This window comes from Egicoccus halophilus, from assembly GCF_004300825.1.
GTDB lineage: Bacteria > Actinomycetota > Nitriliruptoria > Nitriliruptorales > Nitriliruptoraceae > Egicoccus > Egicoccus halophilus.
The window spans coordinates 3,826,040-3,847,336 of record NZ_CP036250.1 but is presented as its reverse complement, the minus strand read 5'-3'; the positions used below and the strand labels follow the sequence as shown (position 1 = coordinate 3,847,336).

At 73.1% G+C, this 21,297-nt stretch carries 17 protein-coding genes and 1 tRNA gene; 12 read left to right on the top strand and 6 right to left on the bottom strand.

Going from position 1 to position 21,297, the window contains the following annotated elements; all coding sequences use genetic code 11:
* The first annotated feature begins 248 nt into the window (after positions 1-248).
* From ELR47_RS17440 to ELR47_RS18750, 3 genes are read left to right on the top strand one after another with little or no spacing between them, the layout of a single operon-like run.
* The gene (locus ELR47_RS17440) at positions 249-1,547 is read left to right on the top strand and encodes a DUF4032 domain-containing protein (protein WP_205745349.1); all 1,299 of its coding nucleotides are present in this window, start codon (positions 249-251) and stop codon (positions 1,545-1,547) included.
* Entirely contained in the window at positions 1,544-3,217 is a 1,674-nt protein-coding gene (locus ELR47_RS18755) for a GTPase family protein (protein ID WP_188584349.1), read from the top strand. Before ELR47_RS17440 ends, ELR47_RS18755 begins: the two co-directional genes overlap by 4 nt.
* Positions 3,214-4,827, top strand: coding sequence for a GTPase (locus ELR47_RS18750; RefSeq protein ID WP_188584350.1), 1,614 nt, complete (start codon positions 3,214-3,216; stop codon positions 4,825-4,827). The genes ELR47_RS18755 and ELR47_RS18750 overlap by 4 nt, the downstream gene beginning before the upstream one ends.
* Before the next feature lie 13 nt (positions 4,828-4,840).
* Here the strand turns inward: ELR47_RS18750 and ELR47_RS19460 are convergent, their stop codons facing one another.
* Together ELR47_RS19460 and ELR47_RS17430 are read right to left on the bottom strand one after the other, a co-directional pair.
* The gene (locus tag ELR47_RS19460) at positions 4,841-4,948 is read right to left on the bottom strand and encodes an MFS transporter small subunit (RefSeq protein ID WP_420811106.1); all 108 of its coding nucleotides are present in this window, start codon (positions 4,946-4,948) and stop codon (positions 4,841-4,843) included.
* Positions 4,945-6,351: an L-lactate MFS transporter gene (locus ELR47_RS17430; RefSeq protein WP_130651031.1), complete on the bottom strand. Its 1,407-nt coding sequence runs from the start codon at positions 6,349-6,351 to the stop codon at positions 4,945-4,947. Before ELR47_RS17430 ends, ELR47_RS19460 begins: the two co-directional genes overlap by 4 nt.
* A 260-nt stretch (positions 6,352-6,611) precedes the next feature.
* On the opposite strand from ELR47_RS17430, the gene ELR47_RS17425 reads away from it, so the two are divergent.
* The 3 genes from ELR47_RS17425 (at position 6,612) to ELR47_RS17415 (ending at position 10,136) form a co-directional block, all read left to right on the top strand.
* On the top strand, positions 6,612-7,442 hold the full coding sequence (locus ELR47_RS17425; protein ID WP_130651030.1) for an endonuclease/exonuclease/phosphatase family protein: 831 nt from the start codon (positions 6,612-6,614) through the stop codon (positions 7,440-7,442).
* A gap of 80 nt (positions 7,443-7,522) precedes the next feature.
* Positions 7,523-9,229 carry a methionine--tRNA ligase gene (gene metG, locus ELR47_RS17420; RefSeq protein ID WP_130651029.1) on the top strand — a complete coding sequence of 569 codons (1,707 nt, stop codon included), beginning with the start codon at positions 7,523-7,525 and terminating at the stop codon, positions 9,227-9,229.
* A 169-nt stretch (positions 9,230-9,398) separates the two neighbouring features.
* Complete coding sequence (locus ELR47_RS17415) at positions 9,399-10,136, top strand: hypothetical protein (protein ID WP_130651028.1); 738 nt, start codon at positions 9,399-9,401, stop codon at positions 10,134-10,136.
* Positions 10,137-10,175: 39 nt separating this feature from the next.
* Here ELR47_RS17415 and ELR47_RS17410 read toward each other — a convergent pair whose 3' ends face one another.
* Positions 10,176-10,967, bottom strand: a complete 792-nt coding sequence (locus ELR47_RS17410; protein WP_130651027.1) for a DeoR/GlpR family DNA-binding transcription regulator — start codon at positions 10,965-10,967, stop codon at positions 10,176-10,178.
* A gap of 38 nt (positions 10,968-11,005) precedes the next feature.
* Positions 11,006-11,971 (bottom strand): UDP-glucose 4-epimerase GalE, encoded by a 966-nt coding sequence (gene galE, locus ELR47_RS17405; protein ID WP_130651026.1) that lies wholly within the window; start codon positions 11,969-11,971, stop codon positions 11,006-11,008.
* A gap of 106 nt (positions 11,972-12,077) precedes the next feature.
* On the opposite strand from galE, the gene galK reads away from it, so the two are divergent.
* A complete protein-coding gene (galK, locus tag ELR47_RS17400) occupies positions 12,078-13,160 on the top strand; it encodes a galactokinase (RefSeq protein ID WP_165404173.1) in 1,083 nt (360 codons plus the stop codon).
* Between the two features lie 60 nt (positions 13,161-13,220).
* Here galK and galT read toward each other — a convergent pair whose 3' ends face one another.
* A complete protein-coding gene (gene galT, locus ELR47_RS17395) occupies positions 13,221-14,420 on the bottom strand; it encodes a galactose-1-phosphate uridylyltransferase (protein ID WP_130651024.1) in 1,200 nt (399 codons plus the stop codon).
* Between the two features lie 301 nt (positions 14,421-14,721).
* On the opposite strand from galT, the gene ELR47_RS17390 reads away from it, so the two are divergent.
* From ELR47_RS17390 to ELR47_RS17370, 5 genes are read left to right on the top strand one after another with little or no spacing between them, the layout of a single operon-like run.
* Entirely contained in the window at positions 14,722-16,044 is a 1,323-nt protein-coding gene (locus ELR47_RS17390; RefSeq protein ID WP_130651023.1) for an ABC transporter substrate-binding protein, read from the top strand.
* Between the two features lie 38 nt (positions 16,045-16,082).
* The gene (locus tag ELR47_RS17385) at positions 16,083-17,036 is read left to right on the top strand and encodes a carbohydrate ABC transporter permease (RefSeq protein ID WP_130651022.1); all 954 of its coding nucleotides are present in this window, start codon (positions 16,083-16,085) and stop codon (positions 17,034-17,036) included.
* Positions 17,033-17,926 (top strand): carbohydrate ABC transporter permease, encoded by an 894-nt coding sequence (locus ELR47_RS17380; RefSeq protein WP_130651021.1) that lies wholly within the window; start codon positions 17,033-17,035, stop codon positions 17,924-17,926. The genes ELR47_RS17385 and ELR47_RS17380 overlap by 4 nt, the downstream gene beginning before the upstream one ends.
* A complete protein-coding gene (locus ELR47_RS17375; RefSeq protein ID WP_130651020.1) occupies positions 17,923-20,040 on the top strand; it encodes a beta-galactosidase in 2,118 nt (705 codons plus the stop codon). The genes ELR47_RS17380 and ELR47_RS17375 overlap by 4 nt, the downstream gene beginning before the upstream one ends.
* Positions 20,041-20,056: 16 nt before the next feature.
* Positions 20,057-20,851 (top strand): DeoR/GlpR family DNA-binding transcription regulator, encoded by a 795-nt coding sequence (locus tag ELR47_RS17370; protein ID WP_130651019.1) that lies wholly within the window; start codon positions 20,057-20,059, stop codon positions 20,849-20,851.
* Between the two features lie 58 nt (positions 20,852-20,909).
* Here the strand turns inward: ELR47_RS17370 and ELR47_RS17365 are convergent.
* Positions 20,910-20,985, bottom strand: a tRNA-Arg gene (locus ELR47_RS17365).
* Positions 20,986-21,297 lie beyond the last annotated feature (312 nt).

Here is a 21,297-nt window from a genome sequence, read left to right as displayed (position 1 = left end):
GCTGGCCGTCGCCGGGTGCGACCGCGCTGCACGCCTGCCAGGACGCCGTGAGCGTCGACCGCCGTCGCGGTCACGGGCTCGACCCGCCGCGTCGCACACCCGGACCACCGGTCGGCCATGCCGTCCTCCACGCCGTCGTTCCCCGGCCTACCGTTCACACGTCCCCCCGTCACCCGCGTCCCCACGCTCCTCGCGTCACCACGTCCCCCGCGCCACCACGTCGCCGCAGCGGAAGGTCGTCCCCGAAGTTGCGCTTCCAGTTGACCGCCCGCACCGGGCATCCCGACTTCCTCGACCTGCCCTGGAACGAGCCGCTCGCCGAGTGGACCTCACCACGGCTGGTCGAGATGCCCATGGGCATCCATCGGCACGTCGTGCGCACCGTCCGCTACGACGACCGGCTCTACCACCTCAAGGAACTGCCGCGCCGGTTCGCCGACCGCGAGTGGCGGTTCCTGCGCCATCTCCGGGCCGAGGGGGTCCCGGTCGTCGACGTCGTGGGCGTGGTCAGCCGCCGGGAGGCCCTCGACGGCAGCCCGCTCGAGGCGGTACTGATCACCGAGCACCTCGAGTTCTCGGTGCCCTACCGCCTGCTGTTCCTGCGCCAGGAGCACCAGCGCATCCGCGAGCCGATGATCGACGCGCTCGTGCACCTGCTCGTGCGCATCCATCTGCAGGGCTTCCTGTGGGGCGACTGCTCGCTGTCCAACACGCTGTTCCGTCGCGACGCCGGGCGCCTGTCGGCCTACGTGGTCGACACCGAGACCGGCGAGCTCTACCAGGACCTGTCCGCCGGTCAGCGCCGCATGGACGTCGAGCTCGCCATCGAGAAGTGCGGCGGTGAGCTCATGGACCTGCAGGCCGCCGGGGTGCTGTCGACCGCGATCGACCCGTTCGACCTCGGCCTGGAGCTCGAGGAGCGCTACCACGCGCTGTGGGCCGAGCTGACCCGCGACGAGTTGTTCAGCGACGACGAGCGCTACCGCATCGCCGACCGGCTGCGACGCATCAACGAGCTCGGCTACGACGTCGAGGAGCTCGAGCTGGTGCAGGACCATCACCGCAGCGACCTGACGAGGATGGTGCTCAAGACCTCGGTGCTCGAGCCCGGCCGCTACCGCCGCCTGCTGCGCCAGCTGACGGGGCTCGACGTGCAGGAGCACCAGGCTCGACGCCTGCTCAACGACATGCACAACTTCGGCGCGTGGCTGCAGGCCGAGGAGGGGCACTCCCTGCCGGAGTCCCTGATCGCCCACCGGTGGATGCAGCAGTCGTTCGAACCCATCGTGGCGCTCGTTCCCGAGGACCTGCACGGCAAGCGCGAGCCGGCGGAGCTCTTCCACGAGGTCATCGACCACTGGCACCACCTCTCGGAGCTCAAGGGCGCCGACGCGGGGCTGTTCGACGCGGCCCGCAGCTACGTCGAGACCGTGCTGCGCTTCGAGCCCGAGGAGCGACGGGTGTCACCGGCGGAGGCCGACGACGAACTCGTCGACCTCGTCCCCGACGCGCTGGTCGCCTTCGACGAGGAAGCGGACGAGGTATGAGCGACGCGGCCGCGCTCGAGCGTCTCGCCGGCGCGCTGGAGGCGCTGCGTTTCGAGCTGAGCGCGGACGCGGGGGAGCGGTTGCGTCGCTCGGCCACCGCGACCACCCGGCTGCTGCGGGCCACGGTCGCCCGCGCGGCGGACCCTGACGCCCCGTTGCTGGTCGTGGTCGCCGGCGGCACCGGTGCGGGCAAGTCCACGACCGTCAACACGCTGGCCGGGGCGCAGGTCGCGGCCACCGGGGTGGTGCGGCCGACCACGCACGCTCCCGTGCTCGTGTGCCACCCCGACGACGAGGCCGCGCTGGTCGACTCGCGGTTGCTGCCGCACCTGCCCCGCGTGCGCGGCGACGACGGGCGCCACCTCGGCGCCCGGCTGGTGGTCCGCACCGCGCCCGGACTGCCGCCCGGGCTGGCCCTGGTCGACACTCCCGACGTCGACTCGGTGCAGACCGACAACCGGCACCTCGCCGAGGACGTGCTGGACGTCGCCGACGCGTGGCTGTGGTTCGTCACCGGCCGCACCTACGCCGACGAGGTCGGCGCCGGCTACCTGCGCCTGGCACGCGACCGGCAGGCCGTCACCGCCGTCGTGGTCACGCAGCTGCGGCCCGGCGACCGCGACGAGATCCTCGCCGACGTCGAGCGCCTGCTCACCGGCGAGTCCGTCCCGGTCGGGACGATCGTCGACGTGCCGGCCAGCGAGGTCGTCGACGGACGCTTGCCCCCGGCCGCCGTCGCCGGGCTCCAGGCGTGGTTGACCGGTCTGGCCGCCGACGGTGCGCGTGAGGAGGTCCGTCGGCGGGCACTGGCGGGGCTGCGGGCCGCGGTGCCGGGTGAGCTCGGTCCGGTCGTCGCGGCACTCGACGCGCAGGACGCGGCCGCCGACCGCCTCGAGGCGACGGTGGACGCCGCCTACGGGCGGGTCGAGCAGGAGCTGTCGGTCGAGCTCGAGCGCGGCATCCCGATGCGTGCCGACGTGCTGGACCGGTGGCGGGACCTGGTCGGCGGAGGGGAGACCCTGCTGCGGGTGCAGACCGCCGCGGCCCGCGTGCGCACGATGGTGCGGGGGCTGCTCGGCAACGCCGACGATGCGGCCGAGAGCCCGCGCCAGGTCCGCGTCGAGGTGGCCGACACGTTGACCGAGACGATCCAGCGCCTGCTGGAGCGGGCGGCGTGGGACGCCCGCCGGCGGCTCGAGCAGGACCCGGCCGGACGCCAGCTGCTGGACCAGCACCCGACCCTGCGCGAGGAGGATCCGGAGCGACGACACCGGATCCGTGCGGCCGTCGACGCGTGGGGGGACCACGTCGCCGAACTGGTCGCGACCGTGGGAGCCGATCGCCGCGTGCAGGCGCGGGTGTGGTCGACGGCGCTCAACGCCGTCGCGACCGCGGCCATCCTGGTCGTGTTCACGGTCAGCGGAGGCCTCACCGGTGGCGAGCTGGGCATCGCCGCGCTCGCCAGCGCCGGCAGTCAGGCGTTGCTCGTGCGCCTGTTCGGCGAGCAGAACCTGCGTCGCCTGCTCGAGGACGCCAACGAGGACCTGTCCCGCCGGGTGACCGAGGTGGTGGCACAGGACCGGGCGGTCGTGGACGGCGCGGTGGCGGCCGCCCGTCCCGATCCGGACGCCGCCGCGACCGTCCGTGCGGCGGCGGACCCGCGCTCGTGATCCGGTCGCGGCACGCCGGTGACGCGCCCGCCCGGCCCGATCCGGACGGCACCGCGGCGGCGCTCGACACGGTCGTGGCGTTCGGCCCCGGTCGCCTCGACGACGACGCGGTCGGCGCCGCCGTCGCCCTGCGCCAGCGCTTCGACGAGCGCCTCGCCCGCGGGGACGGCCTCACCGTCGCCGCCGTGGCCGGTGGTACCGGCGTGGGCAAGTCGGCCCTGGTCAACGCCCTGCTGGGGCGGCCGGTGGCCGTCGAGGGCGTCCGGCGGCCGACCACCTCGGTCACCCTGGCGGCCGCTGCCACCGTGGGCCCGGAGGTCAGCGCGCTGCTGGACTGGCTCGAGGTGCCCGAGCGGCACGAGGTCGACGCGGCCCTGCCCGACGGGCTGGTCCTGCTCGACCTCCCCGACCACGACTCGGTCGTGGAGGCCCACCGCCGGACCGCGGCCCGGCTCGCCGGGCGGGTCGACGTCGTGGTGTGGGTGGTCGACCCGATCAAGTACGCCCGCGACGACGCCCACGCGGGTCCCCTCGCGCAGCTCACCGCGCACGCCGAGGTGCTGCTCGTGGTGCTCAACCGCGTCGACGAACTGGCGCCGGCCGACGTCGAGGTCTGCGTCGCCGACCTGCGCACGCGGCTGGCCGCCGGGGGACACCGGGACGCCACCGTGCTGACGACCTCGGCGGCCACCGGTCACGGGCTCGACGTGCTGCGCGGGGAACTGACCCGCCGTGCCGCCGCCCGGACCGCCGCGGCCGCACGCCTGGTGGGGGACGCCACGGTGCTCGGCGAGCGGCTCGGCACCGGCCTCGAGGCCCCGCTGCCGCCGGAACCGTCGGTCGGGGAGCTCGTCGGGGACGTGCTCGTCGCCGTCGACGGCCACCGTGCGACCGCCGAGGCCGCCGGCCGCTACCGGCGGGCCGCCGCGGCCGCGACCCGCTCCCCGCTCGGACGGGCGGTGCGGGCGCCGCTGCGGGCGCTCACCGGCGGGTGGGCGGGCGCACCGGGGGGCGGGGCGCTGGAGCGCGGCCGTGGCGCCGCGGACGCGGTGCCGGCGCGGACGGTGACCACCGAGGCCCTCGAGACCGCCCTGTTGCGGGCGCTGCGCGTGGGGACCACCGTGGGCGGGACCCACGCGGCGCTCGACCGGGCCGTGCGGGCCGCCGCGGACCGGGCCACGCCGGCCCTGACCGACGCCGTCGGGGAGGCCAGCGAGCGCCCGACGCCACGACGGTGGTGGGCGCTGGCGGCCATGCTGCGGTTGGTGACCGAGCTGGCGGCGGTGGTCGGTGGTGGTTGGTTGGCGGCCGTTGCGGTCGTCGACTGGCTGCTGCTGCCGGCCCTCCCGGTGCCCGAACTGGCGGACGGCGTGCCCTGGCCGACGGCGCTGCTGCTGGGAGGCCTGGTGGCGCGGGTCCTGGTCGGGGTCGGTACCCGGCTCGCGGCACGGGCCGGTGCGCGCCGTCACGCCGCGGCGGTGCGCCGCCGGATCGAGCGCCGGCTGCGGGCGGTGATCGAGGGGACCCTGCTCGAGCCGGTCCGCGAGGAGCTGTCGGCGCAGCACCGGCTGCGCAACGCCGTCGCCACGCTGCGTGCGCCCGACCGGTGAGTGCGCCGGCGGGTCAGCCGAACAGCTGGGTGGCCTTGAGCACGGTCTGCACCAGCCCGTAGGCGAGCGGCGCCGCCACCAGGGTCCAGGCGAGCACGAGGCGGGAGGTGGACGTCGTCATGCGGGCACCGCCGGTTCGAGGGGACGGGGGTCGGGCAGTGGGCGCCGATCCGGCAGCGGCCGGACGGCGAGGTTGGCGACCAGCCCGACCAGCAGCAGCCCGACCATCAGCAGCAGCGACGGTCGGTACGCCGCCGCGCCGGTGACCCCGGCGGCGCGGCGGGCGTCGGTCAGCACGTTGACCACCAGTGGGCCGGCCACGCCCGCCGCCGACCAGGCGGTCAGCAGCCGACCGTGGATCGCGCCGACCTGCGTGGAGCCGAACAGGTCCCTGAGGTAGGCGGGGACGGTGGCGAAGCCGCCGCCGTAGAAGCTGATCGCGACCGCGGTCGCCAGCACGAACACCGGCAGGCTCGAGGTCCCGAGACTGGCGGCGGCGAGGAAGGCGAGAGCACCGACGCCGAGGTAGACGACGTACACGCGGCGCCGTCCGATCGCGTCCGACGCCGACGACCAACCGAAGCGCCCGGCCATGTTCGCCAGCGCCAGCACGCCGACGTAGCCCGCGGCGGTCTCCGGGCTGACGTGCGCGAAGAAGTCCTGCACCATCGGTGCGGCCTGCTCGAGGATGCCGATGCCGGCGCTGACGTTGCAGAACAGCACCAGCCACAGCAGCCAGAACTGCCGGGTACGCATCGCCTCGGCGGCCGTGCGGTCGTCGACGGCGGCGGCCGGTGCTGCGGCGGCCGGCATCGTGGCCGAGGCCGCGGGTGTCACGGCTGCGGCGGGAACCGGGGGCGTCCGGCCGGGCGGGGTCCAGCCGGGTGCGGGGACCCGGATGGTGGCCGCGCCGAAGGCGATCAGCACCAGGTAGACGGCCGCGAGGGTCACGAACGTGGCGACCAGGCCGTCCCCACCGTTGGCGCCGTGGAGGGCCAGCAGCCGGTTCGACACCGGCGCGGCGACCAGCGCGCCGCCGCCGAAGCCCATGATCGCCAGGCCCGTGGCCAGCCCCGGGCGGTCCGGGAACCACTTCAGCAGCGTCGAGACCGGGGAGATGTAGCCGATGCCGAGCCCGATGCCGCCGATCACGCCGTAGCCGAGGTGGACGAGCCACAGCTGGCCGAGTGCGATGCCGAGGGCCGCGACGAGGAAGCCACTGGACCAGCAGGCTGCCGCGACCACCATGGCCCGACGCGGACCGTTGCGCTCCATCCAGGTGCCGCCGAACGCGGCCGACAGGCCCAGCATGACGATCGCGATCGAGAACACGACCGCGATGGCGGTCTCGCTGGTGCCGAAGCGCTCCACCAGCGGCAGCTTGAACACGCTGAAGGCGTACACCTGCCCGATGCTGAGGTGCACGGCCAGGGCGGCCGGGGGCATCAGCCAGCGCGACTGGCCCAGCGGGGCGACGCTGCGTTCACGCGACAGTCGGTCCCACCAGCGGTGGAGGGCGGTCATCGAGGTTCCTTGTCGTCCCGCGCGGCGAGGGACACGCGCACGACCCCGAGGGGTCGTCCGAGCATGACGGCCGGTGCCACCGCGGCATCGGGGGCCAAGGTCCCGACTTCGGGGGTCGGCCGACCGTCGAGGCAGGTCGCGGTCGGCCGCGCCGGGGCCGGGAGCCGGCCACCGGTGGCGAGCCACGGCATGTCCCAAGGTCGGCGACGCGCCACGAGCCCGCCTCGGGCAGAATCGTCGGCACGACCAGGGGGGTGCCGGTGGCCGACGGGGGCACCCGCGACGACGCGTGTGGGCTCCGGTTGCTGACGCTGAACCTGTGGGGCACCAACGGGCCCGTCGCACGCCGGATGGAGGACCTGGCCGGTTGGCTGGCCGCGAGCCGACCCGACGTGGTCGCGTTGCAGGAGGTCCGACGGTTCGACGGCGAACTGCAGTCCGACCTGCTCGCCGAGGCGGCCGGCTACCCCCACCGGTGGTGGGCGCGCACGTTCACCCGCGACGGCGAGCAGGAAGGGCTCGCGGTGCTCGCCCGGCGACCGTTGACCGCGGGGGAGACCACGCGACTGCCCGGTCATCCGCGCGACGTGCCACGCCAGTTGCAGCGGGCCGAGATCGCCACCCCCACGGGCCCGGTGCTGGTGGCCAACACCCACCTGACGTGGCGCCGCCGGCACGGAGGCGTGCGGCTCGCGCAGGCCCGTGCGGTGCGCCACCTGCTGGGCGAGGAGTCGCTCCCGGTGCTCCTGGTCGGTGACCTCAACACCACCTGCCGGTCACGGGCCGTGCAGGCGCTGGCGGCCGACTTCCCGCCCGGCAGCGGCCTCACCGACGTGTTCGACCTCGCGCCGACCCGCCCGCGCGCGACCTTCGCGTTCGACAACCCCTTCGCCCGACAGCCCTGGCTGCTCGGCCGACGCGTCGACCACGTGCTCGTCGGCGCGGCCTTCGAGGTCGTCGACGCCCGGGTCGTGCTCGACGGCCGTGACGGCCCGGTGGTGTCCGACCACCACGGCGTGCTGGCCGAGCTGCGACTGCCCGCCCCCGACGGTCCCGCCGACGGTCCCGGCCTCCCGCCGCTGGTCGCCTAACTTCGGGCCGTCACGGCCCTGGCGTCGCGGGTCCCGTGAGGCAGGAGGGGGTACGGGCCGCGAGGGATAGGCTTCGGCCCATGAGCGCTTCCGACACCTCCGCGGGCGACCCGCGCCACGTCCTCGTGGCCGTCGCCTGGCCGTACGCGAACGGGCTGAGCCACCTCGGGCACATCGCCGGGTGCTACCTGCCGGCCGACGTCTTCGCGCGCTACCACCGCATCAGCGGCAATCGCGTGCTGATGGTCAGCGGCACCGACGCCCACGGCACGCCGATCACGGTGAAGGCCGACCAGGACGGGGTCGAACCGGCGGACGTGGTCAACCGCTACAACCCGCGGTTCCACGAACAGTGGGAGCGGCTGGGCATCTCGTTCGACCTGTTCACGACGACGATGACCGACAACCACCGTGAGGTCACCTGGGAGCTGTTCCGGGCACTGCACGCCAACGGCTACATCGACACCCGGACCACCGAGCAGTTCTACGACCCGCAGGCCGGTCGGTTCCTGCCCGACCGCTACGTCGAGGGCACCTGCCCGCACTGTGGCTCCCCCGACGCCCGCGGGGACCAGTGCGAGACCTGCGGCAAGACCCTCGACCCGATCGATCTGATCGACCCGCGCTCGAAGTTCACCGGTGCCACGCCCGAACCGCGTGAGACCGAGCACTACTTCATCCTGCTGCCGCGGCTCCAGGAGGACCTGCTGCGCTGGCTCGAGGGGCGCGAAGGCTGGCGCGGGCACGTCATCAACTGGGCGCTCGGCTTCGTACGGGAGGGGCTGATCGAGCGCGCGATCACCCGCGACCTGGCCTGGGGCGTGCCGCTGCCACCGGAGCTCGACATCTCCACGCCGGACTCGCAGAAGCGCATCTACGTCTGGTTCGAGGCCGTCATCGGCTACCTGTCGGCGTCCAAGGAGTGGGCGCAGCGCTCCGGGGACCCGGACGCGTGGAAGGCCTGGTGGCTGGACCCTGCCGCGGAGTCGTACTACTTCATCGGCAAGGACAACATCCCGTTCCACGCGGTGTTCTGGCCGACCTACCTGCTCGGGTCGGCGACGGCGGAGTCGCCGCCGCTGAACCTGCCGACCAACGTGCCGGCCAACCAGTACGTCACCTTCCGCGGCGCCAAGGCGTCCAAGTCCCGCGGCATCGGCAAGTCGCTGCTCGACTACCTCGACGACTACCAGCCCGACGAGCTGCGCTATGCGCTGGCGACGATCCTGCCCGAGTACAACGACACCGACCTGACCGAGGACGAGCTCGTCCGGCGCATCAACGGCGAGCTGGTCGCGGCCTGGGGCAACCTCGTCAACCGGGTGCTGGCGATGACCCGCAAGAACTTCGACGGGGTCGTCCCCGAGCCGGGTGAGCTCGACGAGCGTGACCGCGACATCCTCGCCACGGTCGACCGCAACCTCGCCCGCGAGGCCGAGCTGCTCGAGCGCGTCGAGCTGCGTGCCGGGCTCAAGGAGGCCCTCGACGCCGCCCAGGAGGTCAACGCCTACCTCAATGCCACCGAGCCGTGGAAGACGGCCAAGACCGACCTCCGGCGCACCGGGACGACGCTGTGGACCGCCCTGCAGGCGATCGCCGGGTGCAATCTCGCCTTCGCGCCCTACACGCCGTTCGCCGCGGCCAAGGTCGGGGCGTGGTTGGGGCACGGCGAACAGCTCGAGGGCACCGGCTGGCAGCGACGCGAGGTCCCGGCGGGAAGCACCCTGGGCGCGCCGACCCCGCTGTTCCGCAAGGTCGAGCTCCCGGAGGACGACGGCGACGTCTGACGGACCGCGGGGGCGCGCGGGCGCTCTCGACGGAGGCCGCGGAAGGTCCCTTCGGTGGTGGTCGCGCGGACGACGAGGCGTTCACAGACCTCCGCCCCTGCCGCACGGACGGGTGCGCACGGTCGCCCACGCCGCAGGATGGGGCGCCCAACCGTCGTGGAGGTAGGCCGTGGACCTGTCCGCCGTCGAGCCGTGGATGTGGATCGTCGCCGCCGTCGTGGTGCTGCTCGTCCTCGTCGTGGTGTTCGTGGTCGTCCGCAAGCGGCGTCGCGAACGCCTCGAGGTGCGCCGTCACCTGCAGCGGCGCTTCGGCCGTGAGTACGACCGCACCGTCGACAGCGCGAAGAACCGGCGCGCCGCCGAGGAGGAACTGCTCGCACGCGAGCAGCGCCGCCAGGCCTTCACCGTGCGGCCCGTCCCCGTCGACCATCGAGACGGGCTGCGGCACCGTTGGGACGAGGTCCAGGCCAGCTTCGTCGAGGCGCCCAACGCGGCGCTGCGACGGGCGGACGAACTGCTCGACGAGGTGGCGGTGCTGCGGGGCTATCCCGACGCGCCGCGCGAGCAGCGGCTGGGAGACCTGTCGGTCGACCATCCCGCGGCGGTGGAGCGCTACTGCTCGGCCCGCCGCGAGGAGGCCAAGGAGCCGACCACGGAGCAGCTGCGCGAGGCGATGCTGACCTCCCGCGACCTGTTCGAGACCCTGGTCAGCCAGGGTGATCCCGGCTCCGAGACCGCCCCGGCGACCCCGTTCCAGCAGCTGGTGGCCGAGGACGACGCATCTCCGACGGACGACGCGCGACCCGGGGCCGCGCGCGCCGAACCCGCGCCCGGCGGTGACACCGAGCGTCCCGACGCCCACAGGTCGGGGGGCAGTACCCCGGTGGGCGAGCGCGACCGACCCTGACGAGGCGTGGGCGGCACCTCCCCGACACCGCCGTCGGGCTCAGGCCAGCTGGATGGTCAGCCCGGTCTCGCGCAGCTCGTCGAGCAGCTCCGGGTCGGCCGCGCGGTCGGTGAGCAGCAGGTCGACCTCGTCGAGCGAGCAGACGTGGGCGAGCGCGACCGCGCCGAGCTTGGTGTGGTCGGCGCAGATCACCCGCCGCTGGGCCGCCTGCAGGATCAGCTTCTTGACCTGCGTCTCGGGCAGGTTGACGTTGGTGACCCCGCCGCGCACGTCCACGCCGTTGCAGCCGAGGAAGGCGATGCCGGCCCGGATCTGCGCCAGCACCAGGCCGGCCAGCGGTTCGACCAGTGAGTGCTGCGCCGGCCGCAGCGTGCCACCGGTGACGACCACGGTGAACCCGGGCGTCGCCGCCTCCAGCGCCATCGCGATCGTCAGCGAACTGGTGAACACGGTGACGTCGTGCAGGTCGTCGCGGCGGGCGAGCTCCTGGGCGATCGCCGTCGTGGTGGTCCCGACGTCGAGGATCACGGTCTCACCCGACTGCACCATCGCGGCCGCGGCCCGGGCGATGTCGCGCTTCTCGGCGGCGGCGGCGACGGTCGACTCCTCGAAGCGTCGCTCGACGAGCGGACCGGTGCCCGGCACCGCACCGCCGCGCACCCGCCGCAGCAGGCCGCGGTCGGCCAGCGCGTCGAGGTCGGTGCGCACGGTCACCTCGGAGACCTCGAAGCGTTCGGCGAGCTCGGCGACGCGTACGAACTCCCGCTCGCGCACGAGGGAGAGCATGCGGTCGCGACGGATCCGGGCGGGGATCGGGGCGGCGTCGGGCATGCGGGTCGGAGCCTTTGTGCGGCGCGTCGGACGGTCGCTCAGGCTGGCGCGGAACCTTCGCGCCACGCGTCGGCGACGATCTGGTGCAGGTCGGTGTGTCGGGGTCGCCATCCCAGCACGTCGGCCGCCCGGCGCGAGGAGGCGACCAACGTCGCCGGGTCACCGCTGCGGCGTGGCGCCTCCTGGGCCGGGATGGGGTGTCCGGTCACCTCGCGGGCGGCCTCGACCACCTCGCGCACGCTGAAGCCGCGTCCGTTGCCGAGGTTGAGCGTCAGGTGCGGATGGTCGGCCAGCGCCTCGACCGCACGGACGTGGGCGTCGGCGAGGTCGGCGACGTGGACGTAGTCGCGCACGGCCGTGCCGTCCGGCGTGGGGTAGTCGGTGCCGAAGACGGCGATCTGCTCCCGGCTGCCGGCGGCGACCTGGAGCACGAGGGGGATGAGGTGGCTCTCGGGGTCGTGGCGCTCGGGTCGACCGGGCGTGGCCCCCGCGGCGTTGAAGTAGCGCAGGCTCGCGGTCCGCAGGCCGTGGATGCGGTGGTGCCAGGCCAGCATGCGTTCGACGAGCAGCTTCGACTCGCCGTAGGCGTTGGTCGGCGCCAGCGCGTCGTCCTCGTCGATGGGAGTGCGCTCGGGTTCGCCGTAGACCGCGGCCGTCGAGGACAGCACGAACCGCTCGACGCCGTGCTCGATCAGGACGCGCAGCAGCGTCGCGGACCCGGCGGTGTTGACGGTGAAGAACCGTTCGGGCGCGCGCATCGACTCGCCGGCCTCGATCAGCGCCGCGAAGTGCAGGCACGCGTCGAACCGGCCGTCGGCGACGACCGGCGTGAGCGCGTCGGCGTCGGTGACGTCGGCGCGCACGAACGTGGCCTCGGCGGGTACGGCGTCCTGGTGGCCGGTGGAGAGGTCGTCGACGACCGTGACGTCGTGGCCGGCGTCGACCAGCGCCGCCGCGGTCGTGGCACCGATGAACCCGGCACCGCCGGTGACGAGGACCCGCACGAGACGTTCCTTTCGGTTTCTTGCCCTAGGCTTCGATCGAAGTTCGGTTCTCGGCTCGAGCTTCGCTTCGGCTTTCGCACATCCTGTCACACGAGAGGGCGCCTCCGTGCCACGTTTCCACGCTCCCGGTCGGGCCAACCTCATCGGTGAACACACCGATCACACCGACGGCCTGGTCCTGCCGGTGGCGATCGACCGTGGGGTCACCCTGGAGGTCGAGATCGGCGGGGACGCCATCGAACTGACGTCGGCGGACGCCGCGGGAACGGTCGCGGTGCCGGCCGACGGCAGTCGCGCCCCGCAGGCCGGCTGGGGCCGCTTCGTGGCCGCCGTGGCGGGCGAGCTCGACGCGCTCGGGCGTCCGGCGGTCGGCATGCGCGGCGAGCTGCGCAGCGACCTGCCGCAGGGTGCCGGACTGTCGTCGTCCGCGGCGCTGGAGGTGGTGCTGGCGCTCGGACTGTGCCACGCCGCCGGATTCGAACTGCCGCCGCTGGAGCTCGCGGCGCTGGGCCGCCGGGCCGAGCGGCGGGCCGTCGGCGTGCCGTCGGGGATCATGGACCAGGCCGCCTCGGTCCTCGGCCGGGCCGACCATGCGGTGCTGCTCGACTGCGGCAGCCTCGCGTACCGCCACGTGCCGCTGCCCTCCGACCACGTCCTGCTCGTGGCCGACTCCGGCGTGCGCCGCCAGCTCGAGACCTCCGGGTACGCGCAGCGTGCCGAGGAGCTCGCTGCCGCGCTGCCGGTGCTCGCGGGCCGCAACCCCGCCACGGTCGACGTCGAGGACCTCGACGAGCTGCTGGCCGGGTTGCCCGACGTGCCGGCCCGCCGCCTGCGGCACGTCGTCACGGAGAACGAGCGGGTCCGGCAGACCGAGGCGGCGCTGCGCGACGGCCGCCTCGAGGATCTCGGCCTGCTGTTCGCCGCCGGGCACGCGAGCCTGCGCGACGACTACGAGGTCACCATCCCCGAACTGGACCGACTCGTTCAGCTCGCCCGCGGCGGTGGGGCCACGGCGGCCCGCATGACCGGCGGCGGGTTCGGGGGCGCGATCGTCGCGCTGGTGCGCGAGGACCGCGTCGCCGCCGTCGAGGCCGCCATCCGGGACGGCTACGGCGCCGAGTACCCGCAGCACGCGCTGCGACTGCACCGCTGCCGCGTCGCCGACGGTGCGCGCCGTCTGTCCGACTGAGCGAGCGCCGCCCGAGCGCGTGGAGCGGCCCTGGCCGCGGGCAGCGCGTCGACGGCGGGCCTAGTCGACCTGGCGGACGGACGGCACGACGACCTCGCGCCAGTCGGTGTGCGGCGGGTGGGTCTCGCGCAGGCCGGCAGCCGTGGTCTCGGGCAGGGTGTCGTTGATGAACAGGCCCGTGGCCGTCTCGACCGAGGCGCGGACCTTGAGCTTGTCGGGGCCGCGGTGGGGTGGGAAGAACTCGAACGACAGGTGCCAGTCCGGCTGCTCGTGCGGCGCCTCGTGGGCGACCATCATGTAGGGAAGGTCGTGGTCGAACAACCGGTCGTAGCGCAGCACGAGGTCGCGCAGCGCCGCGGCGAGGTCGCGCTGCTCGTCGCCGGTGAGGTCTCCCAGGCGCCCAGCGCCGTGCCGCCGGGCGCGCACGTGCACCTCGTAGGGCCACCGCGGAGCGAAGGGCACGGCGACGGTGAAGCTGTCGTTGGCCGCGACCTGCCGCTCGGCGGCGCCGTCGTCGGCCGCGACGACCCGGCAGCCGAGGCAGTCGTCGTGCCGGGCCCGGTGCTCGCGGTGACGCCGGGCGCGCAGGGCGATCTGCGGCGGCAGGTGGTCGAAGGCGTAGATCTGACCGTGCGGGTGCGAGAGCGTCGCGCCGACGCCCTCACCCCGGTTCTCGAAGATCAGCACGTCCGCCACGTCCGCCTGGGCCCACAGGTCGTTGCTGCGGTCGGTCCAAACGGCGACGACCTCGGCGACCTGGGCGGGCGCGAGCGTCGCCAGCGAGCCCACGTGCTGTTCGGTGTAGAGCACCACCTCGCAGCGCCCCGAGGACGGGGCGGTCGGGGCGATCAGCGCGTCCTCGGCAGCCGGAGGTGCCGGTGGGTGTGCCATCAGCGACGGGAAGCGGTTCTCGAACACCGCGGCCTCGTAGGAGAAGGGCAGCTCCGGTCCGCCGGGGCACAGCGGACACGACGGGCCCTCGTCGGGGGTGTCGACGGCACCGTCGGGTGCGTCGGCGCTGCCGGGTCGCGGCGGCGTCTGCGGGCGCGCGTTGCGGGCCGGGGAGACCGCGACCCAGGTGCCGGTCAGCGGGTCGAGGCGACGGTGCAACTGCGGCGGGGGCTCGCTCCGGGCGCCGTCGGTCGGCAACTGGCCGCGCAGCTCGCCGTAGACGTACAGGCGTCGACCGCCCGGATGCTCGAGCACCCGTCGGTCGAGCAGGCGGATCGGACGCCGGGTGCCGGTCGATGGTGCTGCCATGGTGCACGCTCCTGACGTCCGCACCGACGTCGCCGGGCGGGAGGACACTGCGGCGGGACGCTACGATGACTTTCGATTCCTTGTCAACGCTTGCGCATTGCAGCGGGCGCACCGTGCCACCCGAGTGAACTGTTCGGTATCTGTTCGGCTTGTGGGGTCATCCTAGCGGTTGGATGTCGGAACTTGTTCGTTCGTGTTGACTTTCGCCACCGCAAGTGCGACGGTGGCGGCAAGCGGTCGCCGACGCGCGCGCCGCGCCGCCAGGTCTCGGACCCGGCGGGCCATCGACAGGGAGAAGGTCATGAGCATGCATCGACGGCGTCGATATGCGCTGCTGGCGGCGACCGCGCTGGTCGCCGCCGCGTGCGGCAACGGGGGCGACGGCGGTGAACAGATCGAGACCGCGGACACCCCCGCGGAGGACCTCGAGGCGAACATCACCGTCTGGGCGTGGAACGTCGCAGCGGGTGCCCTCGACGGGCTCGTCCCGGCGTTCAACGAGGAGTACCCCAACGTGCAGGTCACGGTGGAGGACATCGGTCGGCTCGACGTCTACGACCGGCTGACGGTCGGCCTCGAGGCCGGGACCGGACTGCCCGACGTGGTCGCGATCGAGACCGACCGCATGCCGACGTTCGTCAACGCCCACCCGCAGGGCTTCGTGGACCTCGGCCCGCTCGGCGCCGACGAGCACGTCGACGACCTCAGCCCGTCGCAGCTGCCGCAGTCCGAGGGCCCGGACGGCGAGCTGTTCAGCATCCCCTGGGACGGTGGCCCGGCTGCGGTCTTCTACCGCACCGACCTGTTCGAGGAAGCCGGCGTCGACGCCGACTCGATCGAGACCTGGGACGACTACCTCGCGGCCGGTGAGCAGATCCTGGAGGCCACCGGCACGCCGCTGCTGTCGATCGACATGCCCAGCGACGACGGCATGTTCCGCACCTTCACCCAGCAGCAGGGCAGCTTCTACTTCGACGAGAACGGCGACGTCGCCGTGGCCTCCGACGAGGCCGTGCGCACGATGACGTTCCTGCAGGACCTGGCGGAGGCCGGTCTGGTCTCCAACGACGCCGGCTGGGACGGCCTGGTGACCGCCAACATCTCCGGTGAGGTCGCCAGCCAGCCCAACGGCGTGTGGTGGAGCGGCACGCTCGAGGACGAGGCGTCGGACATGGCCGGCCAGTGGGGCGTGTTCGAACTGCCGGCACCCGAGGCCGGCGGCAACCGCGCGTCCAACCTCGGTGGTTCGACGCTGGCGGTCCCCGCGGCGTCGGAGAACCAGGAGGCCGCGTGGCGCTTCGTCGAGTTCGCGCTGCTCGACGCGGAGAACCAGGCCTACATGCTCGACGAGTGGGGCCTGTTCCCGTCCTACCTGCCGAGCTACGACGAGCCGGTGTTCTCCGAGCCGCGTGAGCTGTTCGGTGGCGAGCCGATCTTCGAGCTGTTCGCCGACACGGTCGAGGACATCCCGGAGGTCAACTACACCGAGGACTTCTCCGAGGCCCAGGAGATCGTCATCAACGCCCAGGCCGACATCCTGCTCGAGGGCGCCGACCCGGAGACCCGACTGCAGGAGGCCGCCGAGCTGATCGCCAGCCAGACCGGCCGCGACGTCGCCGAGTGATGGCCTCGCGCGACGCGACCCCGGCGAAAGGGGAGCAGATGAGCTCGTCCGTCGACCGTGTGTCGCGTCGCGCGGCCGTGCCCGGTCCCGAGCAGGACGATCCTGCCGGGACCGGGACGTCCGGCCGTCGCCGTCGACAGCTGCCCAGCGGGTGGATCTTCGTCGGCCCGGCCGCGGTGTTCTTCGCGATCTTCTTCGCGTACCCGATCATCGCCAGCTTCATCATGAGCTTCCAGACCCGGGAAGCCGGCGAGATGGTCTTCGCGGGCATCGACAACTACGCCCGCCTGGCCGGTGACCCGATCTTCCGGCGGGCGCTGTTCAACACGATGCTGGTGCTGTTCGTGCAGGTCCCGGTGATGCTCGTCCTGGCCATGCTGCTGGCCGTCATGCTCAACTCGAGCCTGATCAAGGCACGTGGCACCTTCCGGGTGATCTACTTCCTGCCGGCGCTGGTCTCGCTGGTCGCCTATGCGATCGTGTTCCGGATCCTGCTCAACACCGACGCCGGACTGGTCAACCAGTTCCTCGGTGCCGTCGGCCTGCCGGAGGTCGACTGGCTCAACCGCGGCTGGAACGCCCGGTTCGCCATGATCGCGTCGATGACCTGGCGCTGGACCGGCTTCAACATGGTGATCCTGCTCGCGGGCCTGCAGGGCATCTCGCAGGACGTCTACGAGGCCGCCCGCACCGACGGCGCCGGCCCGGTCGACATCTTCTTCCGCATCACCCTGCCGCTGATGCGGCCGATCATCCTGTTCTGCGCCGTGCTGTCCACCATCGGCACGCTGCAGCTGTTCGACGAGCCGTTCGTGCTCACCGGTGGTGGCCCGTCCAACGCCACGCTGACGCTGGTGCTCTACCTCTACCAGCAGGCGTTCCAGAGCCTGAACTTCGGCTACGCGTCCGCCATCGCCTACGTGATCGTGTTGTTCGTGGGGATCCTCTCGTTCCTGCAGTTCAAGTTCCTCGGCCGAGGGGACGTCACATGAGCGCCGCGCCGCAGACCCCGCTGCCCGCCACGGACACGCCGACCGGCCCGCCGCCGGCGTCGCGTCGCCAGCGCCGACTGGCCGGCCGGATCGGCCTGCACGTGCTGGTGCTGATCGGCGCCATCGTCTCGATCGTGCCGTTCCTGTGGATCGTGATCGCCTCGACCCACCCGACCAGCGGCATCTTCAGCCGGCCACCGAACTTCCTGCCCGGCGACAACCTGCTCACCAACCTCAGCAACCTGCAGGCGGCGACGAGCTTCGCCCGGGTGACGCTCAACTCGCTGATCATCGCGGTCGCGTTCACCGCCATCGGCGTCGTGGTGTGCTCGATGTGCGGCTACGGGCTCGCCAAGCACCGCTTCAAGGGGCGCGGGATCGTGCTCGCGCTGGTGCTGATGACGGTGATGATCCCCTACCACGTCACGCTGGTGCCACTGTTCCGGCTGATGGCGAACCTGGGGTGGCTCAACACCTACCAGGCGGCGATCCTGCCGTTCGTCGCCAACGCCTTCGGCATCTTCCTGATGCGCCAGGCGTTCCTGTCGTTCCCCGACGAGCTGATCGAGGCCGCCCGGGTCGACGGCGCGGGCGAGCTGCGGACCTTCTACCGCATCGTGCTGCCGGCGGTCCGGCCGAGCCTCGCGGCGCTGGTCATCTACCTGTTCATGTTCCAGTGGAACAACTTCCTGTGGCCGCTGGTGGTGCTGACCTCCGGCGACATGTACACGATCCCGGTGGCGCTGAGCTCGCTCATCGGCCTGTCGCGCATCGACTACGGACAGGTCATGGTCGGCACGGCGATCTCCGTGCTGCCCGTGGTCGTGGTGTTCCTGTTCTTCCAGAAGCACTTCATCGCCGGCCTGCTCGGCGGATCGGTACGCGGATGACGATCGACCTCTCGCAGTTGACCGCCGCCGGAGCCGCGCCCGCCGTCGTGCCGCCGCCACCGGCCACACGGCGCGACGGTGGCCGCGAGCTCGGCCGGGCGTTGGGTGGGTTCGCCTACGGCGGGGACTACAACCCCGAGCAGTGGCCCGAGCCGGTGTGGAAGGAGGACGTCGCGCTGATGCAGGAGGCCGGCGTCAACCTCGTCACCGTCGGCGTGTTCTCCTGGGCCAACCTGCAACCCGCCCCCGACACGTGGCGCTTCGACTGGCTCGACCGCGTGCTCGAGCTGCTCCACGAGGGTGGCATCGGTGTCGACCTCGCCACCGCGACCGCCAGTCCGCCGCCATGGCTCGCGCGCCGCCACCCCGACACGCTGCCGGTCACCCGCGAGGGCACGACGCTGTGGCCCGGTGGGCGCCAGCACTACTGCCCGTCGAGCCTGCGCTTCCGCGAGGCGGCCACCGAGCTCGCGACCGCGATGGCGCAGCGCTACGCCGACCACCCCGCGCTGCGACTGTGGCACATCGGCAACGAGTACGGCTGCCACGTCGCGGTCTGCTACTGCGACCGCTGCGCATGGGCGTTCCGGCACTGGCTGGTCGAGCGCTACGGCGACCTCGACACCCTCAACGACGCCTGGGGCACCGATTTCTGGTCCCAGCGCTACGGCGACTTCGAGGAGATCCTGCCGCCACGCGTGGCGCCGACGTTCCCCAACCCCTCCCAGGTGCTCGACTACCGCCGCTTCGCCTCCGACGCGCTGCTGTCGTGCTACCTCGCCGAACGTGCGGTGCTCGACGAGCACGCACCACAGGTGCCGATCACGACCAACGCGCACCCGGACATCCCCGCGCAGGACTGGTGGCGCTGGGCCGCCCACCTCGACGTCGTCTCCTACGACTCCTATCCGGACCCCGCGGACGAGGTCGGGACGCACGTCGACGCGGCCACCGCCTACGACCTGATGCGCGGGCTCGGTGGCGAACGGCCGTGGATGCTGATGGAGCAGGCGCCCAGCGCGGTGAACTGGCGCGACGTCAACCCGATGAAGTCGCCCGGCACGATGCGCCGCTGGAGCCTGCAGGCGGTCGCCCGCGGCGCCGACGCGGTGATGTACTTCCAGTGGCGCGCCTCGCGCGCCGGCGCGGAGAAGTACCACAGCGGCATGGTCGGCCACGCCGGCACGGAGGGCTCGCGCACGTGGGACGAGATCCGGACGCTCGGCGGTGAGCTCCAGCAGGTCCGCGAGCTGGCCGGCTCCGCGGTCGAGAGCGACGTCGCCTACGTGGTCGACTTCGACTCGTGGTGGGCGCTCGAGTTGCCGAGCCAGCCCAGCGCCCGCCTGCGCGCGGCCGACCAGCTGCGCTGGCTGCGCCGCCCGCTCGAGGAGCACGGGTTCGCCGGCCGTATCGTGCGGCCGGGTGACGACCTCGACGGCGTGCGGCTGCTGGTGCTGCCCAACCTCTACCTGTGCCGCGAGGAGACCGCCGCCTGGCTCGAGCGGTTCGCCGAGGGCGGCGGCGTGGTCGTGGTCGGGTTGTTCTCCGGCATCGTCGACGCCAACGACCGCATCCACCTCGGGGGCTATCCGGCACCGCTGCGCGACCTGCTCGGCATCCGCGTGCCCGAGGTGGACCCACTGCCCGACGGCGCCGAGATCGCGGTCGAGCTGGCCGGCGCAGGCGCTGGGTCGGCCGGGACCGCGACGCTGTGGCGCGAGCCGATCGAGCTCCACGGCGCCGAGGCGCTGGCCACCCACGTCGAGGGTTGGCTCGCGGGCCGTCCCGCGGCAACGGTGCACACCTTCGGCGAGGGGGCGGCGTACTACCTCGGCGCGCGGTTCGACGACGAGACGACGGGCCGGCTGCTGCTGGCCGCCGCCGAGCGCGCCGGCTGCCGCCCGCCGGTGGCCGTGCCGGCCGGCGTCGAGGTGCGACGTCGCCGGGCCGGGGACGGACGCTCCTGGTTGGTGGTGTGCAACCATGGCGCCGACGAGGTGACGATCGAACTGCCGGTGCCCGGTACCGACCTGCTCGCCGACGGTGGGCCGAGCGGGACGCTGACGCTCGCCGCCGGAGGCGCCACGGTGGTCCGCGAGGAACGGTCGGCGTGAGCCGGGGAGGTTGAGCGTGCTCGCCAGCGCGCGACGCTCGCGAATCCTGGACGCGGTGCGTGACCACGGCAGCGTCCGGGTCGCCGACCTCGCCGTGCAGCTCGACGTGTCGGACATGACGATCCGGCGCGATCTCGACGCGCTCGCCGAACAGGGGGTCGTCCGCAAGGTCCACGGTGGTGCGGTGCTCGCCGGGGAGCGGGCGATCGAGCTCGGCTTCGAACGCAAGCGCCGGTTCGCGGCCGCGGAGAAGCGGGCCATCGCCCGTCGGGCGGCGCAGCTGGTCCGGCCGGGGACGGCCGTCGCCCTCTCGGCCGGGACGACCACCTGGCAGCTCGCGCAGGAGCTCGCGCAGATCGACGGGCTGACGCTGGTCACCAACTCGACCAACGTCGCCATGCAACTGCACCGGCTCGGGGTGCCCGGGCAGAGCATCGTGCTCACCGGCGGGGTGTTCCGCACCCCGTCGGACGCGCTGACCGGCCCGATCGCCGACGCCGCGCTGCGCGGACTGAACGTCGACGTGCTCTTCCTCGGTGCCCACGGGCTCGACCTGCACGCCGGGGTGACCACGCCGAACCTCGCCGAGGCGCAGACCAACCGCACGATGATCGCCTCGGCCGGACAGGTCGTGGTCGTCGCCGACCACACCAAGTGGGGCGTGGTGGGCCTGGCGACCTTCGCGCCGCTGCGAGCCGTCGACGTGCTGGTGACCGACACCGGCTTCCCGCGCGTGGCCCGCGAGGCGGTCGCCGACCAGGTCGGCGAGATCCTGTTCGCCGAGCCCGACGCGCTCGACGCGCCGGCCTGAGCGGTTCCGGCTGGCCGTGCGGTGGGGCCGGCCGGTCCGACGCGAGTGGCTGGTGGTGTGGCGCCCCCGGCAAGAATCGAACTTGCGACGCACGGTTTAGGAAACCGACGCTCTATCCACTGAGCTACGGGGGCGGGACCTCCGCGGAAGGGTCCGCGTGGGGCTCCGCGCGTTCCGAGCCCTGGGGACCCTGCCCACAGAAGGTCCCGGCCAGCCTACCGGCGTGCAGCCCAGCGACCGTGGGCGCCGACGGTATGCAAATGGGGAAGTTTGCAGTTTGACGTACGCTGGCGCGATGGAGACACGGACAGAGCTTCTTGAACGGCGCGAGTCACTCCTGCGGGAGAAGGAGGGGGTCTGCCCAGACTCGCATCCCTCGGCTGGCGACGCCAACTCCTGGACGTCGCCGGCTGGGCCATCCTGATCAACAGCCGCGCCCACGCCCG